The sequence below is a fragment of the Ruminococcus sp. OM06-36AC genome (assembly GCF_003438725.1).
GTDB lineage: Bacteria > Bacillota > Clostridia > Oscillospirales > Ruminococcaceae > Ruminococcus_C > Ruminococcus_C callidus.
On sequence record NZ_QSTT01000003.1, the window covers coordinates 208,144 to 233,164 of the forward strand.

Here is a 25,021-nt window from a genome sequence, read left to right on the forward strand (position 1 = left end):
TCTGTTTTTACCGGTACAGCTGATACAGCAACGCATTACAGATCGCCGCCGCCACATTGCTGCCGCCCTTTCGCCCCTTTGCCACAATATATGGCACCTGCTCCTGTGCCATGATCAGTTCCTTGGCTTCCACCACGTTGACAAACCCCACCGGCACGCCGATGATCAGCTTCGGCAGCAGCTTTCCTGCACGAATCAGTTCGTCCAGTTGTATCAGAGCTGTCGGGGCATTTCCCACTGCAAAAATCAAGTCCCCGTCCAGCCGGCATGCCTTTTCCATGGAAACCATTGCCCGCGTCACACCACGCACTCTGGCTTCCTCTGCCACGTCTGCATCGGACATGAAACAATACGCTTCGCACCCCAGCCCGTGGAGTGAACGCTTATTGATGCCGGAAAGTGCCATGTTGGTATCCGTCACAATGTGTGCTCCCCTTTGCAGGGCTTCCAGTGCAGACGACACGGCATTTTCCGAAAAGCACAGATTTTCCGTGTAATCGAAATCGGCAGTCGTGTGGATCACCCGCTTGAGAATGCTCCGTTCCGGCTCCGGCAGTGTTACGCCGGTGAGGTGTTCCTCGATGATCGCCATGCTTCTCGCTTCAATGTCCATGGGTTTCTGATAGATCGGTTCCATAAAAATTCCTCCGGTACTGCTGCAATTGTGCTGCGACCTCTGCAATGGTGTGAACGGATTCCTCCGGTGCCGTGATCAGCACCACCGGAATCTGCATGGTCTTTGCTGCTGCAATTTTTTCTGCTACGCCGCCGCGTTTGCCGCTGTCCTTGGAAACCAGTACAGCAATCTGATGTTCCCGCAGCAGCTTCTCCGTGTCCGCCTGCGAAAAAGGCGGCTTGGCGTAGATACAATGTGCCTGAAACGGCTCCGTCAGGCGGCGGGAATCCGGTGTGTCCAGAATTCTCGCCCACCCCCGCACCGCAAATTCCGGCACATTTTCCGCATAAAATGAAAGGGTGTTTCCACCGGTGGTCAGCAAAATGTTTCCGGAAATTCCGGCGAGATAAGCTGCCGCCGCTTCTTTGGAATCCACCGGCACCAGCTTGTCATAGGCATACGTCATCTTCTGCCGTCCCAGCCGAAAATAAGGCAGCTGCAATTCGGTGCAGACCTGCCGCACGGTTTTTGTCACTTCCTGTGCAAAGGGGTGGGACGCATCAACCACGGCATGCATACCGCGGAGAGCCTGCCGGAACCCTTCCGTGTCCAGCCGTCCTACATGCACGGTGCAGTGCTGTCCCTCCAGAATTTCTTTCCCGTATGCCGTAGCGGCAAAAGCGGTGACAGTATCTTCCGCCGACAGTGCCGCGATCAGTTCCGTAGCTTCGCTGGTTCCGGCAATGACAGCGATCTTCAACGTGATTCCTCCCGTCTGACACAATAGCCGCGGGGCGTGATCATTTTGCCGTTCTGCACATAGGTCTGGGAATTGCCCACCAGCACCACACAGAACATGTCCACCGGTTCTTCCGGCAGCTTTTCCAGCGTGGTGATCCAGGCCCGTTCCCCTTCCCGTCCCGCATTCCGGACAATGCCCACCGGTGTTTCCGGCTTGCGGTGCTGCTGTATCAGCTTTGCCGCTTCTGCCAGATACGCCGTGCGGGAACGGGATTTAGGATTATACAGGCAGATGACAAAATCCGCTTCCGCCGCCAGTGCGACCCGCCGGTAGATCTGTTCCAGCGGTGTCATGCAGTCGCTCAGGCTGATAACGGCAAAGTCGTGCATCAGCGGTGCTCCCAGTACTGCCGCCGCCGCACTGGCAGCCGTGACACCGGCAACGGCAGTTACTTCCACATCTGCCTGCATCTCCGCTGCAATTTCCAGCAGCACCCCAGCCATGCCGTAAATACCGCTGTCGCCGCTGGAAACCAGAGCTACTGTTTTTCCGGTCAGTGCCGCTTCCACTGCAGCACGGCAGCGGTCTGTTTCTTTCCGCATGGGGGTGGCATAATATTGCAGTTCGGGGAACTGCTTTTCCAGCAGGCGAACGTATGTGGTATAGCCCACGACCAGATCTGCCTGTGTCATAGCATCCACTGCCTGCTGTGTCATATACGGACGTTCTCCGGGTCCAAACCCGACAACATAAATTTTCGGTTTCATTGCCCTCGCTCCTTCCAATGCAGCGGCTCGATTGTTTTCCGACAGGCGGCAAACGTGACACCGCTGTACTTCACTTTTCCGGTCAGCACTTCCCCGCAGCCCGATGCCAGATAGGCAGAAGCCTCTGAAACAGAAGGCAGCCCTGTGACCTGCTGCACAAATGCCGATGCAGCAAAGGGATACGCACAAGCCTGAATATCTGCATCTGCCACGATCTCCAGCGGCAGGCGGTACTTCTCACACAGTGCCAGAATCGCCGGCTCTTCCCGCTTCAGCCCAATGGTCGCCAGCTTTTCCACTGCTGAAAGACTGAGATGGTACTCCTGCAAAAACGTCCGGAAGCACTGTTCCAGATGTGCCGGCGGGATCTGCTTTTTGCACCCCACCCCCAGCACCAGACTTTTCGGCCGCAGATAGAGCACATGGGGTGCCGCGACAGATTCCGTGGTATCTGCAATTGCCACAGCACAGGCATGCCGGGGCGTTTCGGAGAAAGGCTGTATCTGTACCGTTTCCGGAAACGCGTTCTTTTCCACCGGAAACGCTGTGCAAAGGGAAACCGGCTCTCCCGCCACCAATGCCCCGCTGATATATTTCAGTTCTTCCAGATTTTCGATAGTCAGATGATTTTCCTTGGCAAACAGATCGAACGCCGGCACGTGTTCCACGTCAGTCGCCGTGGTGATGACGGCTTCTCCGCCCAGATACGCCGCCGCCTGCTCTGCCATGGCATTGGCACCGCCCAGATGACCGGACAGCAGACTGATGACATGTTTTCCCCGCTGATCCAGCACCAGCACTGCCGGATCAGATGCCTTGGACTGCACCAGCGGAGCAATGGTACGCACCACGATACCTGTCGCCATGACAAACACCAGTGCATCACAGTCTGCAAACGCCCGCCGCACTGCTTCTGCAAAATCTGCCTTTGGTTCCACCGTGCCGCCGAAGTGTGCCTGCAATTGTTCTGCCAGCTGTTTCCCCTGCGGTGTCAGCCAGAAATACGCCGTTTTCATGCTTCGATACCCTTTCGGAATTCGTGGGTAAATGTTTTATCGTACAGCTTCGACAGGGCATAGGTGTCCCCCAGAAATTCGCCCACAGTCACCAGTGCAGTCTTAGTAATGCCTGCTGCCTGCACTTTCTCGGCAATGTCCAGAAGGGTTCCGGTCACGATTTTTTCCTCCGGCCAGCTTGCTTTGTACACCACTGCCACCGGTGTGGCTGCCGGATAAGCAGTCCGCAGCCGTTCCGCCAGCTCCGCAATACGTCCCACCGAAAGAAAAATAATCATGGTGGCACGGTGCTTCGCCAGTTCTTCCAGCCGTTCCCGTTCCGGAACCGGTGTTCTGCCCTCCATGCGGGTGAGGATCACCGTCTGTGTCACGTCCGGCAGGGTGTATTCCTTTTGCATTGCCGCAGCCGCAGCCAGAAACGAACTGACTCCCGGCACCACTGTATGAGGAATCCCCAGCTTGTCCAACGCGTCCAGCTGTTCCCGAATCGCCCCGTAAATGGAAGCATCGCCGGTATGGACACGGACAGTCGTTTTCTCCTGTGCTTCTGTTTCCTGCATCACAGCAAGGACTTCTTCCAGTGTCATGCCAGCACTGTCGTACACCTGACAATCCGGCCTGCGGTCTGCCAGCACCGCGGGATTCACCAGCGAACCGGCATAAATAATTGTATCGGCGTTGTCGATCAGCCGCTTGCCTTTGACTGTCAGCAGTTCCGGATCACCGGCACCGGCACCTACAAAATATACCATTTACAGATCTCCTCCCTTGATGAGCAGTGTGGTAAAATATGAATACGGCTCCAGTTCCGGCTTGCCGATGTATTCCGACGGCATGCCCACATCGCGAAGCATGGTGGTATGTTCCAGCAGTCCCCGTTCCCGCAGCAGCGGCAGGAGCCACGCCATAGCACGTCCGGCTTTCATCACCACCAGATTGTCGAACTGTTCCAGTGCGGTTTCGACCGCTTCACGGGAATGCACTGCCGGCAGAATTTGCAGGGACTCGCTGTTCTCGCAAAGGCTCTGCTGTGCCTTTGCCGCACCGGCACAAAAGGACGGCACACCGGCGATCACCTGTGTGGCATAGCCCTTTTCCGCCAGAAGCTGCCGCACATAGGAAGCTGTGCTGTAAACAGAAACATCACCCAGCGTCACCATTGCCACCTGCCTGCCGCTGTCCAGGGCTGCACAGACCGGCTGCAATACACCGGAACGAAGCCGTTCCCGATAGTCGTTGTGTGCCTGCATGGGAAACAGAATGTCCAGCCGTTCCGCATGGGAGAGGTCTGCCGCCTGTGCCGCAATGGCATATGCCGCAGATGTGCCGCCGGCTTTGGGAATGGGCGTGACGATGATGTCTGCCTGTTCCAGCACTGCCTTTGCCCGCAGAGTCATGTCCATCGGGTCACCTGCCCCAACGCCTACCGCATAAAAAATTCCTTGTTTCATGGTTTACTCCTTTGTCATGCACGAGAACAGCAGCACCGGATGATTGCCCTCCAGCACGTGATAATTTCCCACCGTTTTTCCGCAGCCGACTGCCAGCTGCACCACTTCGAACTGCGGCAGTTCCTGCAACAGCGGAAACAGTTCCGCCTGCGTTTCCATTGTCACCGCACTGGCGACCAGCCGTACCGGCTGCCGCAGCTGCCGCAGACCGGCAACCAGCTGTTTTGCCGCACCGCTGCTGCCGCCCAAAAAGACACAGTCCGGCACCGGCAAATGCTGCACCTGTTCTTCTGCCCTGCCGGCAATGATCTGCAAATTCTTCGTCTGAAACCGTGTCTTGTTCTGTTCCAGAATGTCCAGTGCCTCCGGCTTATACTCCACCGCGTAGACCTCCCCGAACGGACACATGCGGGCACATTCTATGGAAACGCTGCCTGTTCCTGCCCCCAGATCCCAGACGACCGCGTCCGGTTTCAGCCGCAGCTTGGACAGTATCACCGCACGGACTTCCTCCTTGGTCATAGGCGAACGATTCCGCAGAAATGCACTGTCCGGCAGCAGTCCCAGTCTGGTCACCGGCTTGGGAGCCGGATTCCGCACCGCCGCCACGCACAGTTCCGGATCGTCCAGTTCTGCCGCCTGTGCCGGTGTGCCGTGCCAAAGCTTCTGGGTGGGATAGGTCAGATCTGCCCCCACGAAAATTTCCGTATCCGACAGCCCGTATGCCAGCAATGCCGCCGCGATCTCCCGCGGTCCCTGCGTGCGGGAACAAAAGAAAAAAGTTTCCGCATGCTCCGAAACCGTGCAGGCAATGGTGCCGGCATGATACGCCCTGCCGTGAATGCTGCAAATCTTCGCCTGTTCCATCGTCAGCCCAAACGCCGCCCCCAACAGCTGCAGCGATCCCACGCCGGGGATCACCTGCATTTTCAGTTCCGGATACCGGTTCCGGAGCGTCCGGCAAAGGCTGTACAGCAGCGGGTCGCCGGAAACCACAATGCCGATGCTCTCCCGTTCCAGCATTGCCGGGAGGGATTCCAGCAGTTCGGAAATATGCCCCATAGGCATGGTCTTTCTGGCGTGGAGCAGTTCCAGAAACCGCGGAGAAGCAATGACCAGTTCCACTTCTTCCAGTGCTTTTTTTGCTGCCGGCAGCAGATACTCCGCCGTGCCGCTGCCGCCTCCGGCAAGAATCAGTTTGTGCCGCATGTCAACCACGCCTTTCTGATGGAATCCGTCTGGCTGCTCTTCGCCAGAATCCTGTCATTTTCGTCCAGCAGCAGCAGTCCCACCTGTATTTTTCCATGGGTACGCCGCATGCAGTTTTCGCAGACCTTCTCTGCAATGGTATGCCAGACCTGCTCCGCAAGGGGATAGGTACAGAGCAGTTCCGTCATGTCCCGTGTGGTGTTACACTGATACAGCTGCTGCACCTGTGCACGGGACGCTCCGGCAAGTGCCGCATGGGTGCAGATCACTTCCCGCTGTCCGCCGGCAGTGTGACTGTGCAGATACATAATATCCGCTGCCGGCTTCACCAGCTTTCCCGTCCGGCCTGCCAGCAGCACATGGGTAAAGCCCAGTTCTTCTGCACAGTCCAGCAGATAGCCCAGATAATTGCTGCAAAGCACAATGGCTTTTCCCTGCGGATACTGCCGCTTCAGAAATGACTCCCCCGCATAGCCCGTCACAAAGGCACAGGCGGTGCCATACTCCTGCCGGCACATGGACAATTCCAGATACAGGGTTTCCCGTATGGCTTCTTCGCTCATGGGGCGGACGATGCCGGTGGTGCCCAGTATGGAGATTCCGCCGGTAATGCCCAGCCGTCCGTTGAATGTTTTTTCTGCGATCACTTCCCCGTTGGGCACGGAGATCGTCACCACTGCACCCTTTTCTCCAATGACAGACCGCACTGCCTTTTCGATCATCTGCCGCGGCACCGGATTGATTGCCGGTTCTCCCACCGGCAGTTTCAGCCCTTTTCGGGTGATCGTCCCCACACCAGTTCCGGCACGAAACTGCACGGCTCCGGCAGCGGGAAGAATCTCCACAGAAGCCGTCACCAGACAGCCGTTGGTTTCGTCCGGATCGTCGCCGCCGTCTTTCTGCACACCGCAGGTATAGGCTTCTTCTGCCTGTATTTCCAGATGCAGCAGCTTTCCTGCCGGCACTTCCAGTTCGACCCACTCCGGACACTTGCCGGAAGTCTGCCACAGCACTGAGGCGAAACTTGCCGCCGCCGCACAGGAACCGGTCGTGTATCCTTCCCGCAGCTGCTTCATGGCGTTTTCCCCCAGCTGTTCAGAATGTCGTAGATTTTCGGCATGTCCAGATGCTCCCGCAGCAGATCAGCCAGCTTATCGTATTCCTGTTCCTTTTTCGCCGCAAAGTCCACCGCCGGCACTGTCGTTCCGGAAATGCCCTTTTTCTCCAACAGCAGCTGCACCAGCTTCTGCGTCAGTTCCGGCGTGTCGAAAATGCCGTGCAGATATGTGCCGCAAACTGTGCCGTCTGCACAAACACAGCCGTCCTTTCTGCCGTCTGTCAGCATGGCAAAAGGCTGTGCCGTTTCCGTGTACACCGTTTCGCCCATGTGAATTTCGTAGCCCCGCACAGCACAGCCGGAAAGCGGTTCCAGCTGTCCGGACAAACAGGAAACCGTTCCGGCAGTCTGAGCACGATGCTTTTCCGGTCGGAAAACGGTTTCCACATCGAGCAACCCCATGCCGCGGAGTTCGCCGCCGTCTTCCACCTGTTCCGGATCGCAGAGCCGTTTTCCCAGCATCTGAAAACCGCCGCAGATACCCATGAGGAACACGCCTTTTTCGTGGCATTTCAGCAGTTCCGCCTCCAGTCCGCTTTGCCGCAGCCAGCGGAGATCTGCCATTGTGCTCTTGGTGCCTGCAAGAAGGATCATGTCTGGTGTGCCCAGTTCACCGCGTCGGGAAACATACCGCACCGACACGCCCTCCACCTGTTCCAACGCTTCGAAATCCGTAAAGTTGGAAATGCGGGGAAACCGGATAACCGCCACGTCCAGCAGAGATTCCGCCGCTGCTTCCCGTCGGGAAAGCCGTTCGGAAAGGCTGTCCTCATCGTCCAGTCCCAACGGCAGATACGGCACCACGCCCAGCACGGGAATACCAGTCAGTTCCTCCAGCATAGTCAGCCCCGACTTCAGGATTTCCACATCTCCGCGAAATTTGTTGATGACAATACCCTGAATCCGGCGGCGTTCCGCATCGTCCAGCAGCATGATCGTACCATAAAGTGACGCAAACACGCCGCCGCGGTCAATATCCCCCACCAGAATCGCCGGAGAATCCGAGAGTTCCGCCATGCCCAGATTGACAATGTCCACTGACTTGAGATTGATCTCTGCCGGACTGCCGGCACCCTCCAGTACGATGATGTCGTTTTCCGCTGCCAGAGCGTGATAGGCTTTCAGAATGTGGGGAATCAGTTCCTGCTTTTTCGTGTAATATTCCTGTGCACGCATGGTGCCATAGATTTCGCCGTTGACGATCACCTGCGAGCCGCTGTCGCTGGTGGGCTTCAGCAAAATCGGGTTCATGCGAACGTCTGGTGCAATACCTGCCGCTTCCGCCTGCATCACCTGTGCCCGTCCCATTTCCATGCCGTCTGCGGTGATATAGGAATTGAGTGCCATGTTCTGGGATTTGAACGGGGCTGTCCGGTAGCCGTCCTGCCGGAAGATCCGGCAAAGCCCTGCCGTGACAAAACTTTTTCCGGCAGACGACATTGTCCCCAGTACCATTAGTGATTTTGCTGCCATAGCAAGCCCTCCTCGCCCAGAATGCACCGCAGACAGTGCAGCAGATATTGATTTTCCTCCGGCAGCCGCACAGCTGCACGATAATAAGTCGCGTCCAGTCCGTCATAGGTATCGCAGTGCCGCAGCAAGATTCCGTAGGGCAGCAGCTGCCTGTCCAGATCCGGACATTGTTCCGCCTGAAAGAACACGTAATTGGCACTGGGTTTCCACATACGGAACCCCAGTTTTCCCAGTTCGTCAAACAGCCGCCAACGCTCATTTTGCAGAAATTCCAGCGACATTTTTCGATAATCCTCCGCCGACAGTGCCGCGATGCCGGCAGCTTCTGCCAGCAGATTGACCGACCACGGCTGTCCGGTGTGTGCGATTTTTGCCGTCACCTTCTGATCGGAACAGATGCCGTAACCCAGCCGAAGACCGGCAAGGGCGTACAGTTTCGTCAGGGATTTCAGCACCAGCACATGTGGAAACTCCGACAGCCGCGGAATCATGGAAACAATGTCCGGCTCTGTTTCCGCCATATCGCAGAAGCACTCGTCCAGCAGGACGAAGATATGCTTTTCTGCGGCAAGATGCAGGAGCTGTTCCAGCAGTGCCGGCGGGATTCCGGTTCCTGTGGGGTTATTGGGATTACACAGCACCAGAAAGTCATAATTTCCCTGCCGCAGTTCGTCCAGCAGGGCAGGCGTGATCTGATACGGAAACGGCATATTCCAGTGTGTCACGTGGCAGCCAGCTTCGCGGAGTGCCGCTTCGTACTCTGAAAATGCAGGAACCGGCAGCAGGGCGTGCTGCGGTTTCAGAGCATGGGCGATGCGAAAGATCACATCAGCACCGCCATTACCGCAGACGATTTCCGCCGGCAGTCTGCCATGGAATTCCGCCAGTGCCTGCCGCAGTTTCTGCTGGGCGGGATCGGGATAGTGCACCAACGCAGCGACAGCACGCTGAATGGCATGCTGCACTGTTTCCGGCACGCCGAACGGGTTGATATTTGCCGAAAAGTCCAGCCATTCGGCGGAACATTCCGGATTTTGATAGATATTTCCGCCATGTTTCGGCATAAACACACCTCCTGCGTGCGGCGAGTCGCCGCTGACCCTACGCCCCAATTTCAACTGTAAAAAGGGTAGTGTTACGGCGGACAAGCCGCCTACAACCCCGCCGGGGGATTTTTGTTGGTGAGAATCTCTTGTATGATCTTCGGGTGATATTGGAATCTTACAGTACAAGTAAAACGCGAACTCTTTTCTTTTTTTGCTTCTTTTTTTCTTTTCAGTAAAGAAAAAAAGAAGCGTAACTCTTTGTGAAATCGGTTGTACATGAAAGACGATAAACAGATAAACTTGCAAACGCCGTATCAAATAAAGTTGACCGCCTGCACCAGAAAACACCTGAATATCAACATTACCGATACAGGCAAGGGCAACAACCGGCGTTGGCAAGCCACAGGCGGACAGCGAGGAACGAGCGAATTCCGCCGGACGGTTTTGACACGGCTGCCCTAGAAAGTACACTTCATAGGGGAGGCTATATACAAGCTTGCAAACGCCGTATTTAATAAAGTTGACCGCCTGCACCAGAAAACACCCGAATATCAACACTGCCAATACAGGCAAAGGCAACAACCGACGTTGGCAAGCCACAGGCGGACAGCGAGGAACGAGCGAATTTCGCCGGACGGTTTCAACACGGCTGCACTAGAAGGTACACTTCACAGGAGAACCTCTCCACCCTTTTTCATGGATGGCATACATGGCAAACTCGGTTTTCACTTACCGCAGCAGCAAAACTACAACCAGCCGCAGCAGACCAAATCCTAGCAGTGACAGCCCCGATGCCGCCAGCATCATGCCATTGGTACGGGGAATGTCCTCCGGTTCTGCCGGTCTGTCTACATTTCCGATCGTTGGCTTTTCCACCACTTCCCCGAAATAGACGTGGGTGCCGCCCAGCTGAATGCCCAGTGCCCCCGCCGCCGCGGACTCTGTCTGTGCAGAGTTCGGGGAAAGGTGGTTGTTTCGGTCGCGGCGAAAAATCCGCCATGCTCCCTTTCCGTCCAGTTCCAGAAGAAACGCGGAAACAGTCAGCAGCACACCGCAGATACGGGCAGGCAGCCAGTTTGCCGCATCGTCTGTTTTTGCCGATGCCCTGCCGAAAAAGAGGTACTTTGCATTGCGGTAGCCCACCATGGAATCCAGCGTATTGATCGCCTTATAGCAAAACCCCAGCGGCACGCCGCCCAGCAGCAAGTAAAACAGCGGTGCAGTCACGCCGTCAGAGGTATTTTCCGCAACCGTTTCCACACAGGCTTTCGTCACTTCTTCAGCAGAAAGCTGTGACGTTTCCCGTCCTACCAGATAGGAAAGCTGTGTTCTGGCACCGGACAAATCGCCAGCCGCCAGAAACCGGTACACCTTCCGGCTCTCCTGCTCCAGACAACGTGCTGCCAGAATCTGATACGACCAGAACGTGTGCAGCACAAACCAGAGCCAGAACGAAATATGATACGCCAGCAGCAGGATTCCGCCGGACAGCAGCAGGCTGCACAGGGGAATGCAGACCGCCAGAATCACGCCTGCCTTTGTTTCCCCTGCCGGCGTTTGCGGGAACTTTTGCCGGAGAAATTTTTCCAGCCACGAAATACTTTTCCCGATCAGCACCACAGGGTGCGGCAGCCAGACCGGATCCCCGAAGCAGAGATCCAGCAAAAATCCCAACGCAACACTCAACAATATCCACATGGTTCTGCTCCTATTTCAGCTGCATGCCCAGACCACAGCAGACACGTTCCACCGTTTCTGCACATTCAGCCAACAATCTGTTGAAATGTCCCACGGCTTCCCGCAGCTGCCGCTGCTGCGGGGTGACAGGCACCAGACCGCAGCCCACTTCCTGCGTGATGAGCACTGCATTCTGCCACCGTTCCAGCCATGGCAAAATTTCCGTACACGGTTCCTTTCCCTGTTCCAGCCACGGATTCACCAGCTGCTCCGCATGCAGGATCAGCCGCTGCCCGTTCCACCGGGCAAGCGGTTCTGCCGCCGCATCAAAACAGTCCGATTCCGTCAGCTGATAGTTCTGCATGGCGTAGGCAGTTCTGCCGTTGGCATAGCCGCCGAGAATCAGTTTCACGCCAGAACACCTCCCAGCAGAGCAGCTCCCAACAGGTACACGGTTTCACTCAGCACCAGGAAAAAGCCTGCCAGATCGCCGGTGATACCGCCGAACTGCTTCTTCGCCATGTGAGAACAGCCCCAAAAGACGAACAGTCCCAGCCAGACCAGCACCACTGCCAGCCAGCCCCAGAACCACACCAGCAGCAGACCGGTAATGCCGTACTCGATAAGCAGCAGCACACGAACATATTTGCCGGCATTTTCCCCGAATGTTTTCACCAGCGAACTGGTCGGGGCAACGGGCAGCGTCGTAACGGCAATCCCGCTCAGACAGCGTGTCAGCAAAAATCCGCCTGCCAGCAGCCAGACCACATTCCGCCCCTGTGTCTGATACAGCTGCACATACGAACCGAAGCTGACCAACAGCACCAGTATTACGCTGAACACCGCAAAAGGTCCACAGTTGGGGTCTTTCAGAATCCGCAGTTTTTCCTCCTGCGGACGGCGGGAATAGAGAGCATCTGCCGTATCACAGAAGCCGTCCAGATGAATGCCGCCGGTGATCAGCACACCACTTGCCACTGCCAGCACGCCAAACAGCACACTGCTGACATGCAGCAAGCCGCAGACCAGCCAGACCAGCCACAGCCCTACCCCGCAGAGCAGCCCCACCAACGGGAAAAACACCATTGCATTCCGCAGATTTTTCTCAGTCCAGTTCAAACACTTTACCGGAATCGCACTATACATGGAAAGTGCGATCAGCAAAGATTCCAGCCATGATTTCATGATATAACGATTCTCCTTTCCAGATCACCGGCAGACCGGCACAGCATTCTGCCACAACGTCTGCCTCCGCCCCGAGGGCACAGTTGATGTTTCCCAGATTTTGCAGGTATGCCTGCATGGCAGGGTCAGCCGGCGTGCCGTCAGAAAACACCTCATTGGTCACAATTACCAGATGCCGCACATTCCGGTACAGAGCATGCACCCCGTCCAGAACCGCCTGCACCGGTGCTCCGGTATCTCCGCCGAACTGCTCATTTGCCACCAGATTACTCAAACATTCCAGCAGTGCTGTTCCGTCCGGCGGCAGTGCTGCTGCCGCTTCTGCCAGATGCACAGGGGCTTCCACTGTCTGAAAGCCCTTTCCGGCACGCTGCCGCCGGTGGCGGTCGATGCGGTCGCGGCACTCCTGATCCCATACCTGCATCGTTGCCACATACCAGAACGGCATGCGTTTCAGCTGCATGCTGATACGCTCCGCCAGCAGGGACTTTCCGCTGCCGGCACCGCCTGTTACCAGAATCAGCATATGCCACCTCTTTTCTTCCGATACGCCCGACAAGCCGCGGCAAACTGCATGGGAAATTCCGGATTGGCGGGAAAATACAAGTGCGGGAATCCGCCAATGATGTTTCCCCGACACTGCATTGCCTCCCACGTTTTCCCATTGGGACGCTGCACCAGAAATGCGTTGCCGTTCGCCGTGCTGTCGGCATAGTGGAACTCGTGAGCCGGAATCGATGCTCCTGCCCTTCCGAACACGGTGTCCTGCCGAGCTGTCAGCGTGACATACCCGAACCGGCAAAGGCGTTCTCCCAGTGCCGCATCTCCGGACAGCAGTCCCGCCATGGGATAGCGTATGCCGTCTTTTCCAGCCATAGACTGCTGCAAGTACAGAAAGCCGCCGCATTCTCCCCAGATCGGGATACCAGTTTCGGCTGCCTGCCGCAGGGATTCCAGAAACAACGTGTTGCCGCTAAGCTGGGGCAGGTACAATTCCGGATAACCGCCGCCAAAATACAAGCCGTCTAGATTTTCCGGAAGGGCTGCATCTTCCAGCGGCGAAAACGGCACCAATTCTGCACCATAATGCTCCAGCAGTTCCAGATTTTCTGCATAGTAAAAGCAGAATGCCCGATCCTGTGCGATACCCAGCCGAAATGACGGCTGCGGCTTTGACAGCAGCGGCACTTCCGGCAGCGGCGGTGCCTTGCGTGCGAGTTCCAGAATCTGATCCAGCTGCATGGTTTCTTCCGCAGTCTTTCCCAGAAGCCGGACTTTTTCGTCCAGTCGGGACACCTCTCCCGCTGTCATCAGCCCAAGGTGGCGGCTTTCCAGCTGCACCTCCGAAAGCTGCGGCAGACAGCCCAGCACCGGCAAGCCGGTTTCCCGTTCCAGAATCTCCCGATAATAGGCAGCCATGCCGCGGCGAACCCCGTTCAGCAAAATGCCGCAGATCGGGTTCGGTGTCCGGAACGTCTGGAATCCGCGGCACACTGCCGCTATGGAACAGCCCATGCCTTGGGGATTTACCACCAGCAGCGTGGGGAGTTCCAGCCAGTCCGAAACGGTGTAGGCACTGGCCTGCTCCGTGCCGCCGATGCCGTCATAATAGCCCATTGCCCCCTCGAAGATCGTGCAGTCCGCATCTGCACTAACACGGGAAACCAGTTCCCGCATGGCAAAACGGGACAGAAAAAAAGGATCGGCATGGTATGCCGGTCTTCCGGTAATATGACTATGAAACATGGGGTCGATATAGTCCGGTCCGCACTTCAGGCTCTGCACACGCATGCCGCGGGCACAGAGGGCAGACAGCAGTGCTGCGGTAACTGTAGTTTTTCCGGTGCCGCTGCCGACTGCACTGATCAGCAGCCGTGGAATCGTTCTCTGCATGTGCAAATGCTCCTTTCGCAGTATTGCCTATACTTTTAGGCAATACCGCACAAAGATTGTGCGACAGATGCGTCGTCAAATTTTTCGTCAGATGAAACAAAAAGCGGAGTGAATACTGGATGTATTCACGAGCATTTTTGTGAAATATGACGGGAAATTTGCAAGCAGATGGCGTGCAAAGTCCCCAGACGCTCTTTGTGCGGTATTACCTTTATTATATCATATCTGTTGGCGTTGTTCAAGTGCCATACTGGTCTTGTAAAAAATTCTTTTCTTTTTTCTCCGGCAGCTTGACAAGCAGATATTTTTATGATATGATCGGAGCAACATCAAAATCGTATAATTTATGCACGATTTTGAAATCGATACCACATATTCTGCAAAACGTTTTTCAAATCCCTTGAATTTGTACGATTGTTATAATAATTCGGCGGAATGTTATAGAAATCGAATTTTCTTTGTCTTATAATATCAAACGAATCCGGAACAAGACGTGTTGCTCTGCTCCGGAAATACACCTGAGGCAATACCGCACAAAGAGCATCTGGCGACTTTGTACGGTATTGCCCAGGATTTGTTTGAAAAAAATTACAGAAAAGGAGAATGACATTATGACACAAAGCAATCGTGCAGAATTCCGGAAAAAACTGCTGCATCTGATGATCCCGATCTCTCTCCAGCAGCTGATGATGGCACTGGTCAATGCCTCAGACGCATTTATGCTGGGGTTTGTCAGTCAGGACGCTCTCTCGGCAGTATCCCTCGCCGGACAGATCCAGTTCGTATATTCCCTGTTCTTGTTTGCCATTACTGCCGGCGTTTCCATTTTCGCCGCACAGTACTGGGGGATCCGCAACAAGCGTGCCGTGGAAAAGACACTGGGCATTGGACTGGCATTCTCCGTTCTGCTGTCCCTGCCGTTCACCATTGGTGCAACGTTCTTTCCGGAACAGCTGATGCGGGCATTTGCATCAGACCCTGTGCTGATCGCAGACGGTGCGGAATATCTGCGGGTAGTGGGCGTTTCCTATCTGCTGCTCAGCGTTTCGCAGATCTACCTGTGCATTCTGAAGAACTGCGGCAACGCCGTTCTGAGTGCAGTCATCAGTTCTGTTTCCGTGGTCATCAATATCATTCTGAATGCAGCCTTTATTTTCGGTATCGGCTTTTTCCCGAAAATGGGTATCGCCGGTGCCGCCATTGCAACAGTTATCGCCAAGGTCATTGAACTGGCATGGGCACTGCTGGTCATGATGAAGAAGGACAGCGTAAAGATCCGGCTGGGCTGGGCGATTCGTCCGGACAAGGTGCTGCTGCGGGACTTCTGGAAATACACTGCCCCGATCCTCGGTGACGAACTGATGTGGGGACTGGGCTTCACCATGTACTCCGTCATTATGGGACACATGGGCAGCGATGCCGCAGCCGCAAACTCCATTGCCAACATCGTCAAGAATCTGGTCATCTGCTTCTGCACTGGCATTGCCACCGCAAGTGGCATTATGGTGGGAAGCCTGCTGGGACAGGGCGAACTGGAAAAGGCAAAGGAATACGGCAGAAAGCTTTCCAAGACTTCTATTTTTGCTGGTGTGATCGCCGGTGTGATTATTCTGGGTGTGATCCCCTTTACGCCGCTGTTCTCCACTCTGACAGATACCGCCAAGGGCTATCTCCGTGTGATGCTGGTGGTCTGCTCCTACTATGTCATCGGAAAGTCTATCAACATGACGGTGATCTCCGGCATCTTTGCAGCCGGCGGCGATTCCAAATTCGGCTTTATCTGTGACGGCATCACCATGTGGTGTGTCACCGTTCCCATTGGTCTGATTGCGGCGTTCGTTCTGAAACTGCCGGTACTGACCGTTTATATTCTGATCAACGTAGACGAGATCATCAAGCTTCCGGCAGTGCTCAAGAACTACCGCAAGCACAACTGGGTAAAGAATCTGACACGACAGGAACCGGCGGCAGAGCCGGAAGCCCTGGCACAGGCAGCCGCGTGAAGAATTAGGGCAATACCGCACAAAGCCCGCCTGACGGCTTTATTCAGTGTTTCCTTAGCAAAGAGATGAAAGGAGCCTTCCACATGTACAGTGCACTGGAACTGACAGACAACAAATCGGAAATTATCCAATACAATGTTCCGAATCTGCCGATCAAAGCTTCCCATTTTTCACAGGAGGACTATCCCTCACTCTCCATTGTCAATCACTGGCACACCGAATTTGAGTTCATCTACGTCAAAAACGCTCCCATGTGGTACAGCGTCAATGGCGAACAGTGCAGGCTGCTGCCGGGGCAGATGATCTTTGTAAATTCCGGACAGATGCACTATGGATACTGGGAAAAATCCAGCAACTGGGTTTACGACTGTGTCCTGTTCCCGCCGACGCTTGCAACGAATCCCGTTACCAAAGACCTGCTGGACGCGGTGATCCACCATGCTCCGCCATATCTGATCCTGCACCCTGAAATCGCCGCGGAAAAGGCGATTATCACCGATGTCTGCGAACTGTTTCAGTGTGCATCTGTTCAGCAGGAGGGATACACGCTGCTGCTGTTCAGCTGCATCTACCGCATCTGTCACGCCCTGTGGAATCTGACACAGAACAACACCGAACCCTGGGAACCCAACGACAGCAAGCGGCTGGAAGCCATGCACAAAATGGTAGGCTTTATCCAGCAGAAGTACGGCAGCAAAATCGCATTACAGGACATCGCCGCCGCAGGGTACGTCTGCCGCAGCAGCTGCTGCTCCATTTTCAAGGAATACCTGAACCAGACACCCAATGCTTATCTGACGGAATACCGCATTTCCAAGAGCATCGAACTGCTGTCCAATCCGGATCTGAGCGTGACGGAAATCGCCATGCAGTGCGGGTTCAGCGGCTCCAGCTATTTCACAGAAACATTCCGCAAAGCAATCGGCTGTACACCGTCTGACTACCGCATGCGGAAACAGCAGCGGCGGTGATTTCCGATCTCCAATACAGGAAGCACTGAATAAAGCCCGCCTGACGGCTTTGCACGCAATCTGCTTGCAGATTTTCCGTCATATTGCCCAGAAATCCCTTGCCAGACACCAAGTCTGCCTGCGGAATTTCTGTGCAATCTGCCGAAAAATCTGACTACGCATCTTACGCACAAGCTTTATTCAGCGTTTCCTACACAAGAAAAAGCAATACCGCAGGAGAAATTTTCCCTTGCGGTATTGCTTTTTTGGTTGGTGAGGAATAAGCCTTCCTTGAAAAGGGAGGGGGACCAGCGAAGCTGGTGGAGGGATTCTGCTGAAATTTTTTCTTTTTGTTTCAGATTCCTCCTAGGGCAATACCGCACAAAGATTGTGCGACAGATGCGTCGTCAAATTTTTCGTCAGATGAAACAAAAAGCGGAGTGAATACTTGATGTATTCACGAGCATTTTTGTGAAATATGACGGGAAATTTGCAAGCAGATGGCGTGCAAAGTCGCCAGACGCTCTTTGTGCGGTATTGCCCTAGTTTATTCCACATTTTTCAGTGCATCACTCATCGGAATCTTTTTCACCTTCCGATTCAGCAGGAACGCAACGATTGCATAGCAGATAATACCTGATGCAGCAACTTCCACATAAGTGACTGCCGGCATATAATAGGTGATCCAGCCGGAGTATTCAAAGAATACCACTTCTACGACTTCTTTCATCACCAGACTGGAAATCGGTATGGTAATGAGAATACACAGTATTACCACGATCGTCGTGGAGTGCAGATAGATGCGGTTGATCTCCCGATTGTTGTACCCCAGAATTTTGACCATAGAGATCGACTGGGCATTCTTTTCGATGATGATCTTCGACAGCAGATAGAGGATCAGCACGAACATCAGTGCCCCGAATACCAAGAACAGATTCATCATGCTGCCCATAGAGCGAATCAGTTGACGGGAAGTCTTTGTCAAATCGTCTACTGTGATCTCTGTGGAAATCAGAGCATCGTCAATGTCCTTGATCTTCTGGTCAGAGAAGTAGGCGTTAAAGTAATCGCTGTCGTAATCGAACGTCTGACGGAACAGATCCTGTTCCATAAAGACGGCAATGGTGGACGGATAATCGTAGATGCCGCCGACCTCAAACTTGTACTTGTCGCTGCCATAGGGGTCTTTCAGGGTTATGGTGTCACCCTTTTCCACACCGTACTTTTCTGCATAGGCAGTGGAAATATCTACTTTTTTTCCGGAAGAGTGCAGCTTGACATAGTCGCTGTCCGGCTTTACGCCGTACAGGGAAACGCTTTCACTGCTGCGTTTCTCCGGCAAGGTGTCCAGACTGCCGAAGCAGAATTTTTCTGCCCCGTCGGTTTCTGTTTCTGCCGGTGTTTTCAGAATATACTGATATGCAGAAAGCACATTGTCGGTAATGGTATTCTGATAATGTACCAGCATCGGCTGTAGGATCATTCCGAACATGAGGATGAAGTTGGCAAAGAATACGCCGAAAAAGATCATGACATGGTTCGGAAAGTTCTGGAAAATCACACGCATCTGAAAGCGACGCATGATCGGAATTTTGGTATTCAGGCGGAATGCCTTTTTCTTCTTCCGCTTGGACAGGTCGCGGCGAATGAATTGCAGCGGCGAGATTTGCATCTTGACAGTCAGCATCACAAAATTGATGATGAACAGCAGGATCAGCGGGATCACTGTCGTCAGCACAAATGCCTGCGGATTGAGCAGAACTTCGTAAGTGGTCAAGCCGTAGCTTGCGAGGTACTGGTTGGCGAATATCTGTTCCAGCCATGTGTACCCCAGCACATTTCCCACAACTGCGGCAACCAGCAGCACCAGCATCGGCATGATCAGATAATGCCGCACCATTTCTCCGCGGGAATAACCGGAAGCACGAAGCGTACCAATGACATTCGCTTCCTTGGTGATGTTGTTGGAAATGGTAATGGAAAACACGAATGCCAGAATCACAATGACGATATACAGGAATGCCAGAATCATAGACATATCGCCGCCCATATCATCGCCGGCAAAAATAATCGCCTGATTGAGATACTCCGGCAGGAAATTGGTCAGCATGCCGTTCTCTGCCAGAATCGGCATCAGATCTTCCGCCATGTCCTTGGCTTCGGCATCGTCCTCCGGTGCGGTGTCATAACTCCAGCTGTAGTTATAGTGCAGGTGGTTTTCCCGCAGGGCTGCAAACCCTGCATCTGTCATGACGCCGACACCGAACTTGTCGTTATCGAACATCATATCCGAGGCGTTCTGGTACAGTGTGGAATAATCCGAGAGAGCCACAATGCCGGAAATGGTCAGGTCTTTTCCGGCAACACCGAACTTGTCGCCAATTTCCAGATCATGGTTCTTGGCATAGAGCCGGTCAATTGCCACGTCAGTGTCCGCCTTGGGCATATCGCCGTCCAGCAGACACACCTTGTCGATGTCGTTTCGTTCTCCGAACGCACGGAATGTGCTTTCGAAATCGTCCGTGTCTTCTTCTTTGTAGAAGTTGGCATAGACCTTGACCTTGCCGTCTTTTTCGATTGCGGCAATGGCATCGTCAGAAGCTTCTTCCGCATACGCAAAGTTGCCGTCTTCGATATTGTACTTGTCGAAAGCGTCCAGATAAGCCGTATGCAGACTGGTATCTGCTACCAGAAAACCGGAAACCAGAGAAATCACCATGATAAAAAACAGAAAGATCACCAGATACTTTCCGAATTCGCTTTTCAGTTCCCGTGGCAGCCGTCGGTTCAATGGATTTTTCATCTTTTTCGTCATCGGTCACCACTCCAATTCTGCTGCCGGAATTTTGGTTTCGTTGACAAAATTCTTACGGATCTTTCCGTCACGCAGCTTCACCACGCGGTCTGCCATATTTTGCAGAGCGTCGTTATGGGTAACCATGACAACTGTATTGCCGTACTTGCGGCTGACATCTTCCAGCAGCTTCAGAATCTCCTTGGAAGTGTGGTAGTCCAGTGCACCGGTCGGCTCGTCGCACAGCAGAATGTCCGGATTCTTGACAACGGCTCTGCCGATCGCCGTCCGCTGCTGCTGTCCGCCGGAAAGCTGATTCGGCAGCTTGTGGCGGTGCTCATACAGCCCCAGCGTTTTCAGCAGGTCGTCTACGTCCAGCGGATTGTCGCTCAGGTACGCACCGACTTCCACATTCTCCTTGATATTCAGGTTCGGGATCAGATTGTACATCTGGAAAATATACCCCAGATGCTTCCGGCGGTACAGCGTCAGATTCTTTTCGTTCATTTCCCCAATGGTTTCCCCGTGAATGGTGATCTTGCCGCTGTCCGGCGTTTCAATGCCGCCGATGATGTTCAGCAGCGTGGATTTTCCGGAACCGGAAGGCCCCAGCAATACACAAATCTCGCCTTTTTCAATGCTGATGTCAATGCCCCTGAGCACATCGACACGGCTTTCACCCTCTCCGAAATGTTTCTTGATTTGTTGAATCTCTAAAAACATGTCACACCGTCCTCTTTTTGAAAAAACTTTGTTTGGAAATTAGTTTTCGCTAACCTACGTGTACGATTATCGGGAAGCACTGCATGGGATCACATGTGGTGCTTCCCGATGGTTAGCTTTTTCTAACTTAGAATAGTATACCATAGCTGGCGGAAATTGTCAAGGCGGCATTTTCAGGAAATGAAAATGCCACAAACAATTTTGCAGAACATTTTTGTCAAAAAATTGTGCAAAAACGGCAAAACGCCCTCTGCGGACAGGGGAACTCGTCTGCAAAGGGCGTTGTACGGTATTGCCTTTATTCGTAATGGCAGATCACATGGCTGCCGTTTTCGCTTTTTTCCACCTGAAGCTGTGCCTCGAACCGTTCTGCCAGTTCCGACACATGGGAAATGATGCCGATCGTCCGCTGGTGGTCTGACAGCTGCTGCAATACCTGCACCGCATTGTCCAGTGCAGTGCTGTCCAGGGAGCCGAAGCCCTCGTCAATGAACATGGCGTTCAGCTGAATGCCGCCGCTTTGCTGCTGCACGGTGTCAGAAAGTCCCAGTGCCAGTGCCAGCGATGCCAGAAACGTTTCGCCGCCGGAAAGCGTTTCCACACTTCTGGACTTGCCGGTGTATTGATCCAGCACGTCCAGATTCAGCCCCGAAGAAATGTTGTGTGCCGTTTCTTCCTGCCGCCGCCGGAACTGGTATCTGCCGTTGGAAAGCTGGTAGAGCTTCTGGTTGGCGAACTGCAGCACCCGATTGAAATAATAGGTCTGCACATAGCGTTCAAACGAAATGCGTTCGCCTTTTTTCAGCGTACCGGTCATCATCTGGTACAGCTTTTCCAAGGTATTCCCCTGTCTGGCTTCGCTTTCCCAAGAGCGATACCGTTTCTGTACCTCTCCGGCAATGGTCTTGCACTGCTGTGCCTGCTGACTGGACTGCCGGCAGCGTTTTTCAGTGCGTTCTTTTTCGCTGCGTTTCTGTTCCAGCGTCTGTTCTGCGGTTTGCAGATCATACGCCGGCTTGTCCTTGACTGTTTCCCGCAGGTGCTGCACCAGTTTCTGCTGCGAAGAAACCTGTTCTTTCTGCTGCTGCCATTTCTGTGCTGCCTGCTGCTGTGCCTGTTCCAGCTGCCGAATGGTGCTCTGCTTCTGCTCCAGCTGTTTCTTTGCCAACGACAGCGATGCATAGGGCAGTCCCGCCTGACACTGTTCCCGTTCTGCGGTTTTCACTGCCAGTTCCTGTGTCAGCTGTTCCAGCTGGGCGTGGCTGCTCTCATAAGCCGCCTGTAACCGGGGCAATTCTGCCTGCTGCTTTGCCAGCTGCTGCTGCTTCTGCTGCTGTGCCGACAGCTGCTCTTTCCGTTCTTTCAAAAGCCGGTTGTTCTGGGTGATCGCTGCCTGCAAATCTGCCTCAAGCTGCTGAACCGCTGCGGAGCCGGCGGTTTCGTTCAGTCCGCAGTGCACCAGCTGCTGCTGCACCTGCTGTTCCAGCATCTTACAGCGTTCCTCCTGCTGGGTGAAAGATTTCTTATGCTCTTCCATTTGCTGTAAGGCGTTCTGCTGCCGTTCTTTTGCCTTTTGGAATTGTTCTTCTGTGACGGTGTCCTCCGTGTACAGAGCCGGACGCGAGTGTTCCCGTGAACCGCACACCGGACAGGGCTCATTCTCCTTCAGCTTCCGTGCCAGATTGCCCGCCATGCTCTGGAAAAACTGCCGTTCTGTCCGGTCGTATGCCGGCTTTTCCTCGCTGAAATACCATGTTTCCGCCTGCTGGGCACGCTGGCTCCGGCGTTCCAGTTCTTTCTGTACTTTCTGCTGTTCCGTCATCTGCTTTTGCAGCTGCCGGACGCTCTGCTGCCGCTGGGTGTCCTTTTCGATGGCATGTTCCAGATTGGCACAGTCCACCGCAGAATCCACGTGGACTTCCAATTCCTTGGAAAGCCGCTGACAGCTGGCGTTGGTCTGCTCCCAGTACAGCTTTGCTTGTGCACAAGCCAGTTCCTGTGTTTTCCGCTTCATCTGTAAAGCAGATTCTGCCGCCTGCAACACAGCAACCTCCTCGTACTTGGGCAGGCTGTGTTGCAGCAGGGTCACCTGTTCCTGCAATTCTGGTACCTTTTCTGCATCGGCATCGGCTTTTTTCGCCGCAGCTTCGCAAAGTTCCAGCTGAACAGCACCTTTCTGCTGCTCCTGTTCCGCCTGCCGAAGCTGTTTCAAAACGGCGTTGTGCTGCCTGCCCTGTTCGATTTCCTGTAGCAGGGATTCTATGGCTTTCTGCTGTTCCTGCACCTGTTCGGACTGTGATGCTGCCTGTTCCGACAGTTCCGCCGCTGATGTTTTCAGCATGTCACAGAGTTCCTCTGCTGCCGCCATGCCGGAAAAATTCAGCCGTGCTTCATAGAGTTCTGCCTGTTTTTCCCCTGCCGGTGATGCCTGATGCAGCAGGGTCAGCATCTGGGTTTCCTGTTCCCTGACATGTGCCCTCTGCTGATCCAGCCGCTCTTTCAAGATCTGCTGAATCTTGTCACAGTTCTGGGTGTGGAACAGCTGCCGCAGGATCTTTCCCTTTTCCACGGAACTGGACAGCAGAAACTTCCGGAATTCGCCCTGTGCGATCATGACGATCTGGCGGAACTGTTTGCCGTCCATGCCGGTCAGTTCCACCACTTTGTCCGTCACTGCCTGTGCTCCGGAACAGAGGATCTTTTTTTTCTCTGCCGTCTTATACGGAAGAATCTCCCAGAGTTCTGCCTCTGCCTTTTGTTCTACCATGCCGCTGCCGCGGAGTGCCGCACGCAGATACGGCGGTGTGCGATTTACCAGATACTGTTTGTTCCCGCAGAAGAACCGCAGTTCTACACAAGTGATCTGCTTGGGGTCAGCATACTGACTGCGAAACTGCTTCGGATCGCGGACATCGCCGCTTGCCGTTCCATAAAGGGCGTAGCAGATCGCATCAAAAATGGTAGTTTTTCCCGCACCGGTTTCGCCGGTGATCAGATAGATCCCCGACTTGTCAAAGGGCGTAAAGTCAATACGGCATTCCTCTGCAAATGCCCCGAATGCTTTCATCGATAATTGCAATGGTTTCATTTTTCCTGCTCCGCCTCCTTACAGATTTCTTCCATCAGCTGATACGCCTCCGGTTCTTCCTCCAGCTGATACTGATATACGCTGTCCAGAAAGCCGCCCAGCAGTTCTACCAGCGACTGTTCCGGTACCAGTTTCACTTCCGTATTGCTGGCGGCAATCTGCTCCTCCTGATACAGATACACCAGTTCCATAACATTGGGATAGGACATTCGCAGTCTTTCCAGAGCATAGGGGATCAGTTCTTTGTCGGTCAGTTCTGCACGAATCCAGTCTTCCGAAGGCTCTGCATGCTCCAGCAGGTCTTCCAGTTTTCCCTGAATGACACGCATATCCTGTTCCGGCTGCAGGGGGATCGTGGTGACGGTCAGGTCATCTTTCGCTTTCCAGTCCAGCAGTGTGACGCTCTTGTTTTGCAGGCTTTCCGAAAACGAATACTTCATCAGAGAACCGCTGTAGCGAATCTTACCGCTTTTTACCCATTGAGGCTTATGGATATGCCCCAGTGCCACATAGTCAAATGCCGAAAATACCGACGCTTCCACCAGCTGTGTGCCGCCCAGCTGCAATTCTGATTCTGACAGTTCCGGCCCGTCGCCGTTGTGCAGCACGAAGCCATGGTATATCAGCAGATTCCGGTCATTTTCTGACAGCGGTGTCTGCTCGAGAACATGGGCGATGCCCTCTGACAGGCTGTGGAATTTTTCGTCCGGATACAGAGAGGCCAGCGTGGACTGCTTCACAAAGGGCAGCAGACACAGGTGTACTTTTCCGTATGCATCTTCCAGATCGTAGGTCTGCATCTTTCCGGTAAAGGTTCCGGCAATGTAGACCTGCTGGTGTTCCAGCAGCTGGCTGCCGAATTGCAAACGCTCTGCGGAATCGTGGTTGCCGCTGATGAGAAATACCGGTATCTGCCGCACCGACAGTGCTGTGAGGAACTCGTCCAGCACGGTGACAGCTTCTGCAACGGGTACGTTTTTATCGTAAATATCCCCCGCCACCAGAACCGCCTGCACCGCCTGTTCCTCAGCAATGTTCACCACCTGCTCCAGCAGTTTTTTCTGTTGGGGCAGGAACGAATAGTTGTACATTCGCCGCCCCAAATGCAGATCGCTAAGATGTAAGATTTTCATGAAAGCTTCCCCTTTCTGTGATTTAGGGCAATACCGCACAAAGAGCGTCTGGCGACTTTGCACGCCATCTGCTTGCAAATTTCCCGTCATATTTCACAAAAATGCTCGTGAATACATCAAGTATTCACTCCGCTTTTT

Annotated in this window: 21 protein-coding genes; 2 read left to right on the top strand and 19 right to left on the bottom strand. The window is 54.1% G+C overall.

What is annotated here, in order from left to right:
• Positions 1 to 7: 7 nt before the first annotated feature.
• The 15 genes from DXB92_RS04600 to DXB92_RS04670 form a co-directional block, all read right to left on the bottom strand.
• Positions 8 to 637, bottom strand: a complete 630-nt coding sequence (locus DXB92_RS04600) for a precorrin-8X methylmutase (RefSeq protein WP_040646867.1) — start codon at positions 635 to 637, stop codon at positions 8 to 10.
• Positions 603 to 1,376, bottom strand: a complete 774-nt coding sequence (cobK, locus tag DXB92_RS04605) for a precorrin-6A reductase (RefSeq protein WP_181976903.1) — start codon at positions 1,374 to 1,376, stop codon at positions 603 to 605. The genes DXB92_RS04600 and cobK overlap by 35 nt, the downstream gene beginning before the upstream one ends.
• Positions 1,373 to 2,125 (bottom strand): precorrin-3B C(17)-methyltransferase, encoded by a 753-nt coding sequence (cobJ, locus tag DXB92_RS04610; RefSeq protein WP_117732740.1) that lies wholly within the window; start codon positions 2,123 to 2,125, stop codon positions 1,373 to 1,375. The genes cobK and cobJ overlap by 4 nt, the downstream gene beginning before the upstream one ends.
• On the bottom strand, positions 2,122 to 3,141 hold the full coding sequence (locus DXB92_RS04615; RefSeq protein ID WP_117732742.1) for a cobalt-precorrin 5A hydrolase: 1,020 nt from the start codon (positions 3,139 to 3,141) through the stop codon (positions 2,122 to 2,124). The genes cobJ and DXB92_RS04615 overlap by 4 nt, the downstream gene beginning before the upstream one ends.
• Positions 3,138 to 3,893, bottom strand: a complete 756-nt coding sequence (gene cobM, locus DXB92_RS04620; RefSeq protein ID WP_117732744.1) for a precorrin-4 C(11)-methyltransferase — start codon at positions 3,891 to 3,893, stop codon at positions 3,138 to 3,140. Before cobM ends, DXB92_RS04615 begins: the two co-directional genes overlap by 4 nt.
• A complete protein-coding gene (cobI, locus tag DXB92_RS04625; RefSeq protein ID WP_117732746.1) occupies positions 3,894 to 4,592 on the bottom strand; it encodes a precorrin-2 C(20)-methyltransferase in 699 nt (232 codons plus the stop codon).
• A gap of 3 nt (positions 4,593 to 4,595) precedes the next feature.
• Positions 4,596 to 5,801 carry a precorrin-6y C5,15-methyltransferase (decarboxylating) subunit CbiE gene (gene cbiE / locus DXB92_RS04630; RefSeq protein WP_117732748.1) on the bottom strand — a complete coding sequence of 402 codons (1,206 nt, stop codon included), beginning with the start codon at positions 5,799 to 5,801 and terminating at the stop codon, positions 4,596 to 4,598.
• Positions 5,786 to 6,877 (bottom strand): cobalt-precorrin-5B (C(1))-methyltransferase CbiD, encoded by a 1,092-nt coding sequence (cbiD, locus tag DXB92_RS04635; RefSeq protein WP_117732750.1) that lies wholly within the window; start codon positions 6,875 to 6,877, stop codon positions 5,786 to 5,788. Before cbiD ends, cbiE begins: the two co-directional genes overlap by 16 nt.
• The gene (locus DXB92_RS04640) at positions 6,874 to 8,391 is read right to left on the bottom strand and encodes a cobyric acid synthase (RefSeq protein ID WP_117732752.1); all 1,518 of its coding nucleotides are present in this window, start codon (positions 8,389 to 8,391) and stop codon (positions 6,874 to 6,876) included. Before DXB92_RS04640 ends, cbiD begins: the two co-directional genes overlap by 4 nt.
• Positions 8,373 to 9,455 (bottom strand): threonine-phosphate decarboxylase, encoded by a 1,083-nt coding sequence (locus DXB92_RS04645; RefSeq protein WP_117732754.1) that lies wholly within the window; start codon positions 9,453 to 9,455, stop codon positions 8,373 to 8,375. The genes DXB92_RS04640 and DXB92_RS04645 overlap by 19 nt, the downstream gene beginning before the upstream one ends.
• 711 nt (positions 9,456 to 10,166) lie before the next feature.
• Positions 10,167 to 11,135 (bottom strand): adenosylcobinamide-phosphate synthase CbiB, encoded by a 969-nt coding sequence (gene cbiB, locus DXB92_RS04650; protein WP_117732756.1) that lies wholly within the window; start codon positions 11,133 to 11,135, stop codon positions 10,167 to 10,169.
• A gap of 10 nt (positions 11,136 to 11,145) precedes the next feature.
• Entirely contained in the window at positions 11,146 to 11,526 is a 381-nt protein-coding gene (locus DXB92_RS04655; protein ID WP_021681200.1) for a bifunctional adenosylcobinamide kinase/adenosylcobinamide-phosphate guanylyltransferase, read from the bottom strand.
• Complete coding sequence (locus tag DXB92_RS04660; protein WP_040646861.1) at positions 11,523 to 12,299, bottom strand: adenosylcobinamide-GDP ribazoletransferase; 777 nt, start codon at positions 12,297 to 12,299, stop codon at positions 11,523 to 11,525. The genes DXB92_RS04655 and DXB92_RS04660 overlap by 4 nt, the downstream gene beginning before the upstream one ends.
• Complete coding sequence (locus DXB92_RS04665; protein ID WP_021681198.1) at positions 12,253 to 12,825, bottom strand: bifunctional adenosylcobinamide kinase/adenosylcobinamide-phosphate guanylyltransferase; 573 nt, start codon at positions 12,823 to 12,825, stop codon at positions 12,253 to 12,255. Before DXB92_RS04665 ends, DXB92_RS04660 begins: the two co-directional genes overlap by 47 nt.
• Positions 12,819 to 14,192: a cobyrinate a,c-diamide synthase gene (locus tag DXB92_RS04670; protein ID WP_117732758.1), complete on the bottom strand. Its 1,374-nt coding sequence runs from the start codon at positions 14,190 to 14,192 to the stop codon at positions 12,819 to 12,821. Before DXB92_RS04670 ends, DXB92_RS04665 begins: the two co-directional genes overlap by 7 nt.
• 611 nt (positions 14,193 to 14,803) lie before the next feature.
• Here DXB92_RS04670 and DXB92_RS04675 point away from each other — a divergent pair.
• On the top strand, positions 14,804 to 16,195 hold the full coding sequence (locus tag DXB92_RS04675; RefSeq protein WP_021681194.1) for an MATE family efflux transporter: 1,392 nt from the start codon (positions 14,804 to 14,806) through the stop codon (positions 16,193 to 16,195).
• 83 nt (positions 16,196 to 16,278) lie between these two features.
• Positions 16,279 to 17,166 carry an AraC family transcriptional regulator gene (locus tag DXB92_RS04680; RefSeq protein ID WP_040646857.1) on the top strand — a complete coding sequence of 296 codons (888 nt, stop codon included), beginning with the start codon at positions 16,279 to 16,281 and terminating at the stop codon, positions 17,164 to 17,166.
• 526 nt (positions 17,167 to 17,692) lie between these two features.
• Here the strand turns inward: DXB92_RS04680 and DXB92_RS04685 are convergent.
• From DXB92_RS04685 to DXB92_RS04700, 4 genes are all read right to left on the bottom strand, one after another.
• The gene (locus tag DXB92_RS04685; protein WP_341473031.1) at positions 17,693 to 19,960 is read right to left on the bottom strand and encodes an FtsX-like permease family protein; all 2,268 of its coding nucleotides are present in this window, start codon (positions 19,958 to 19,960) and stop codon (positions 17,693 to 17,695) included.
• 3 nt (positions 19,961 to 19,963) lie between these two features.
• A complete protein-coding gene (locus tag DXB92_RS04690) occupies positions 19,964 to 20,662 on the bottom strand; it encodes an ABC transporter ATP-binding protein (protein WP_021681191.1) in 699 nt (232 codons plus the stop codon).
• A gap of 298 nt (positions 20,663 to 20,960) precedes the next feature.
• Positions 20,961 to 23,750 (bottom strand): SMC family ATPase, encoded by a 2,790-nt coding sequence (locus DXB92_RS04695; RefSeq protein WP_117732760.1) that lies wholly within the window; start codon positions 23,748 to 23,750, stop codon positions 20,961 to 20,963.
• Complete coding sequence (locus DXB92_RS04700; RefSeq protein ID WP_181976906.1) at positions 23,747 to 24,883, bottom strand: exonuclease SbcCD subunit D; 1,137 nt, start codon at positions 24,881 to 24,883, stop codon at positions 23,747 to 23,749. Before DXB92_RS04700 ends, DXB92_RS04695 begins: the two co-directional genes overlap by 4 nt.
• Positions 24,884 to 25,021: the final 138 nt, after the last annotated feature.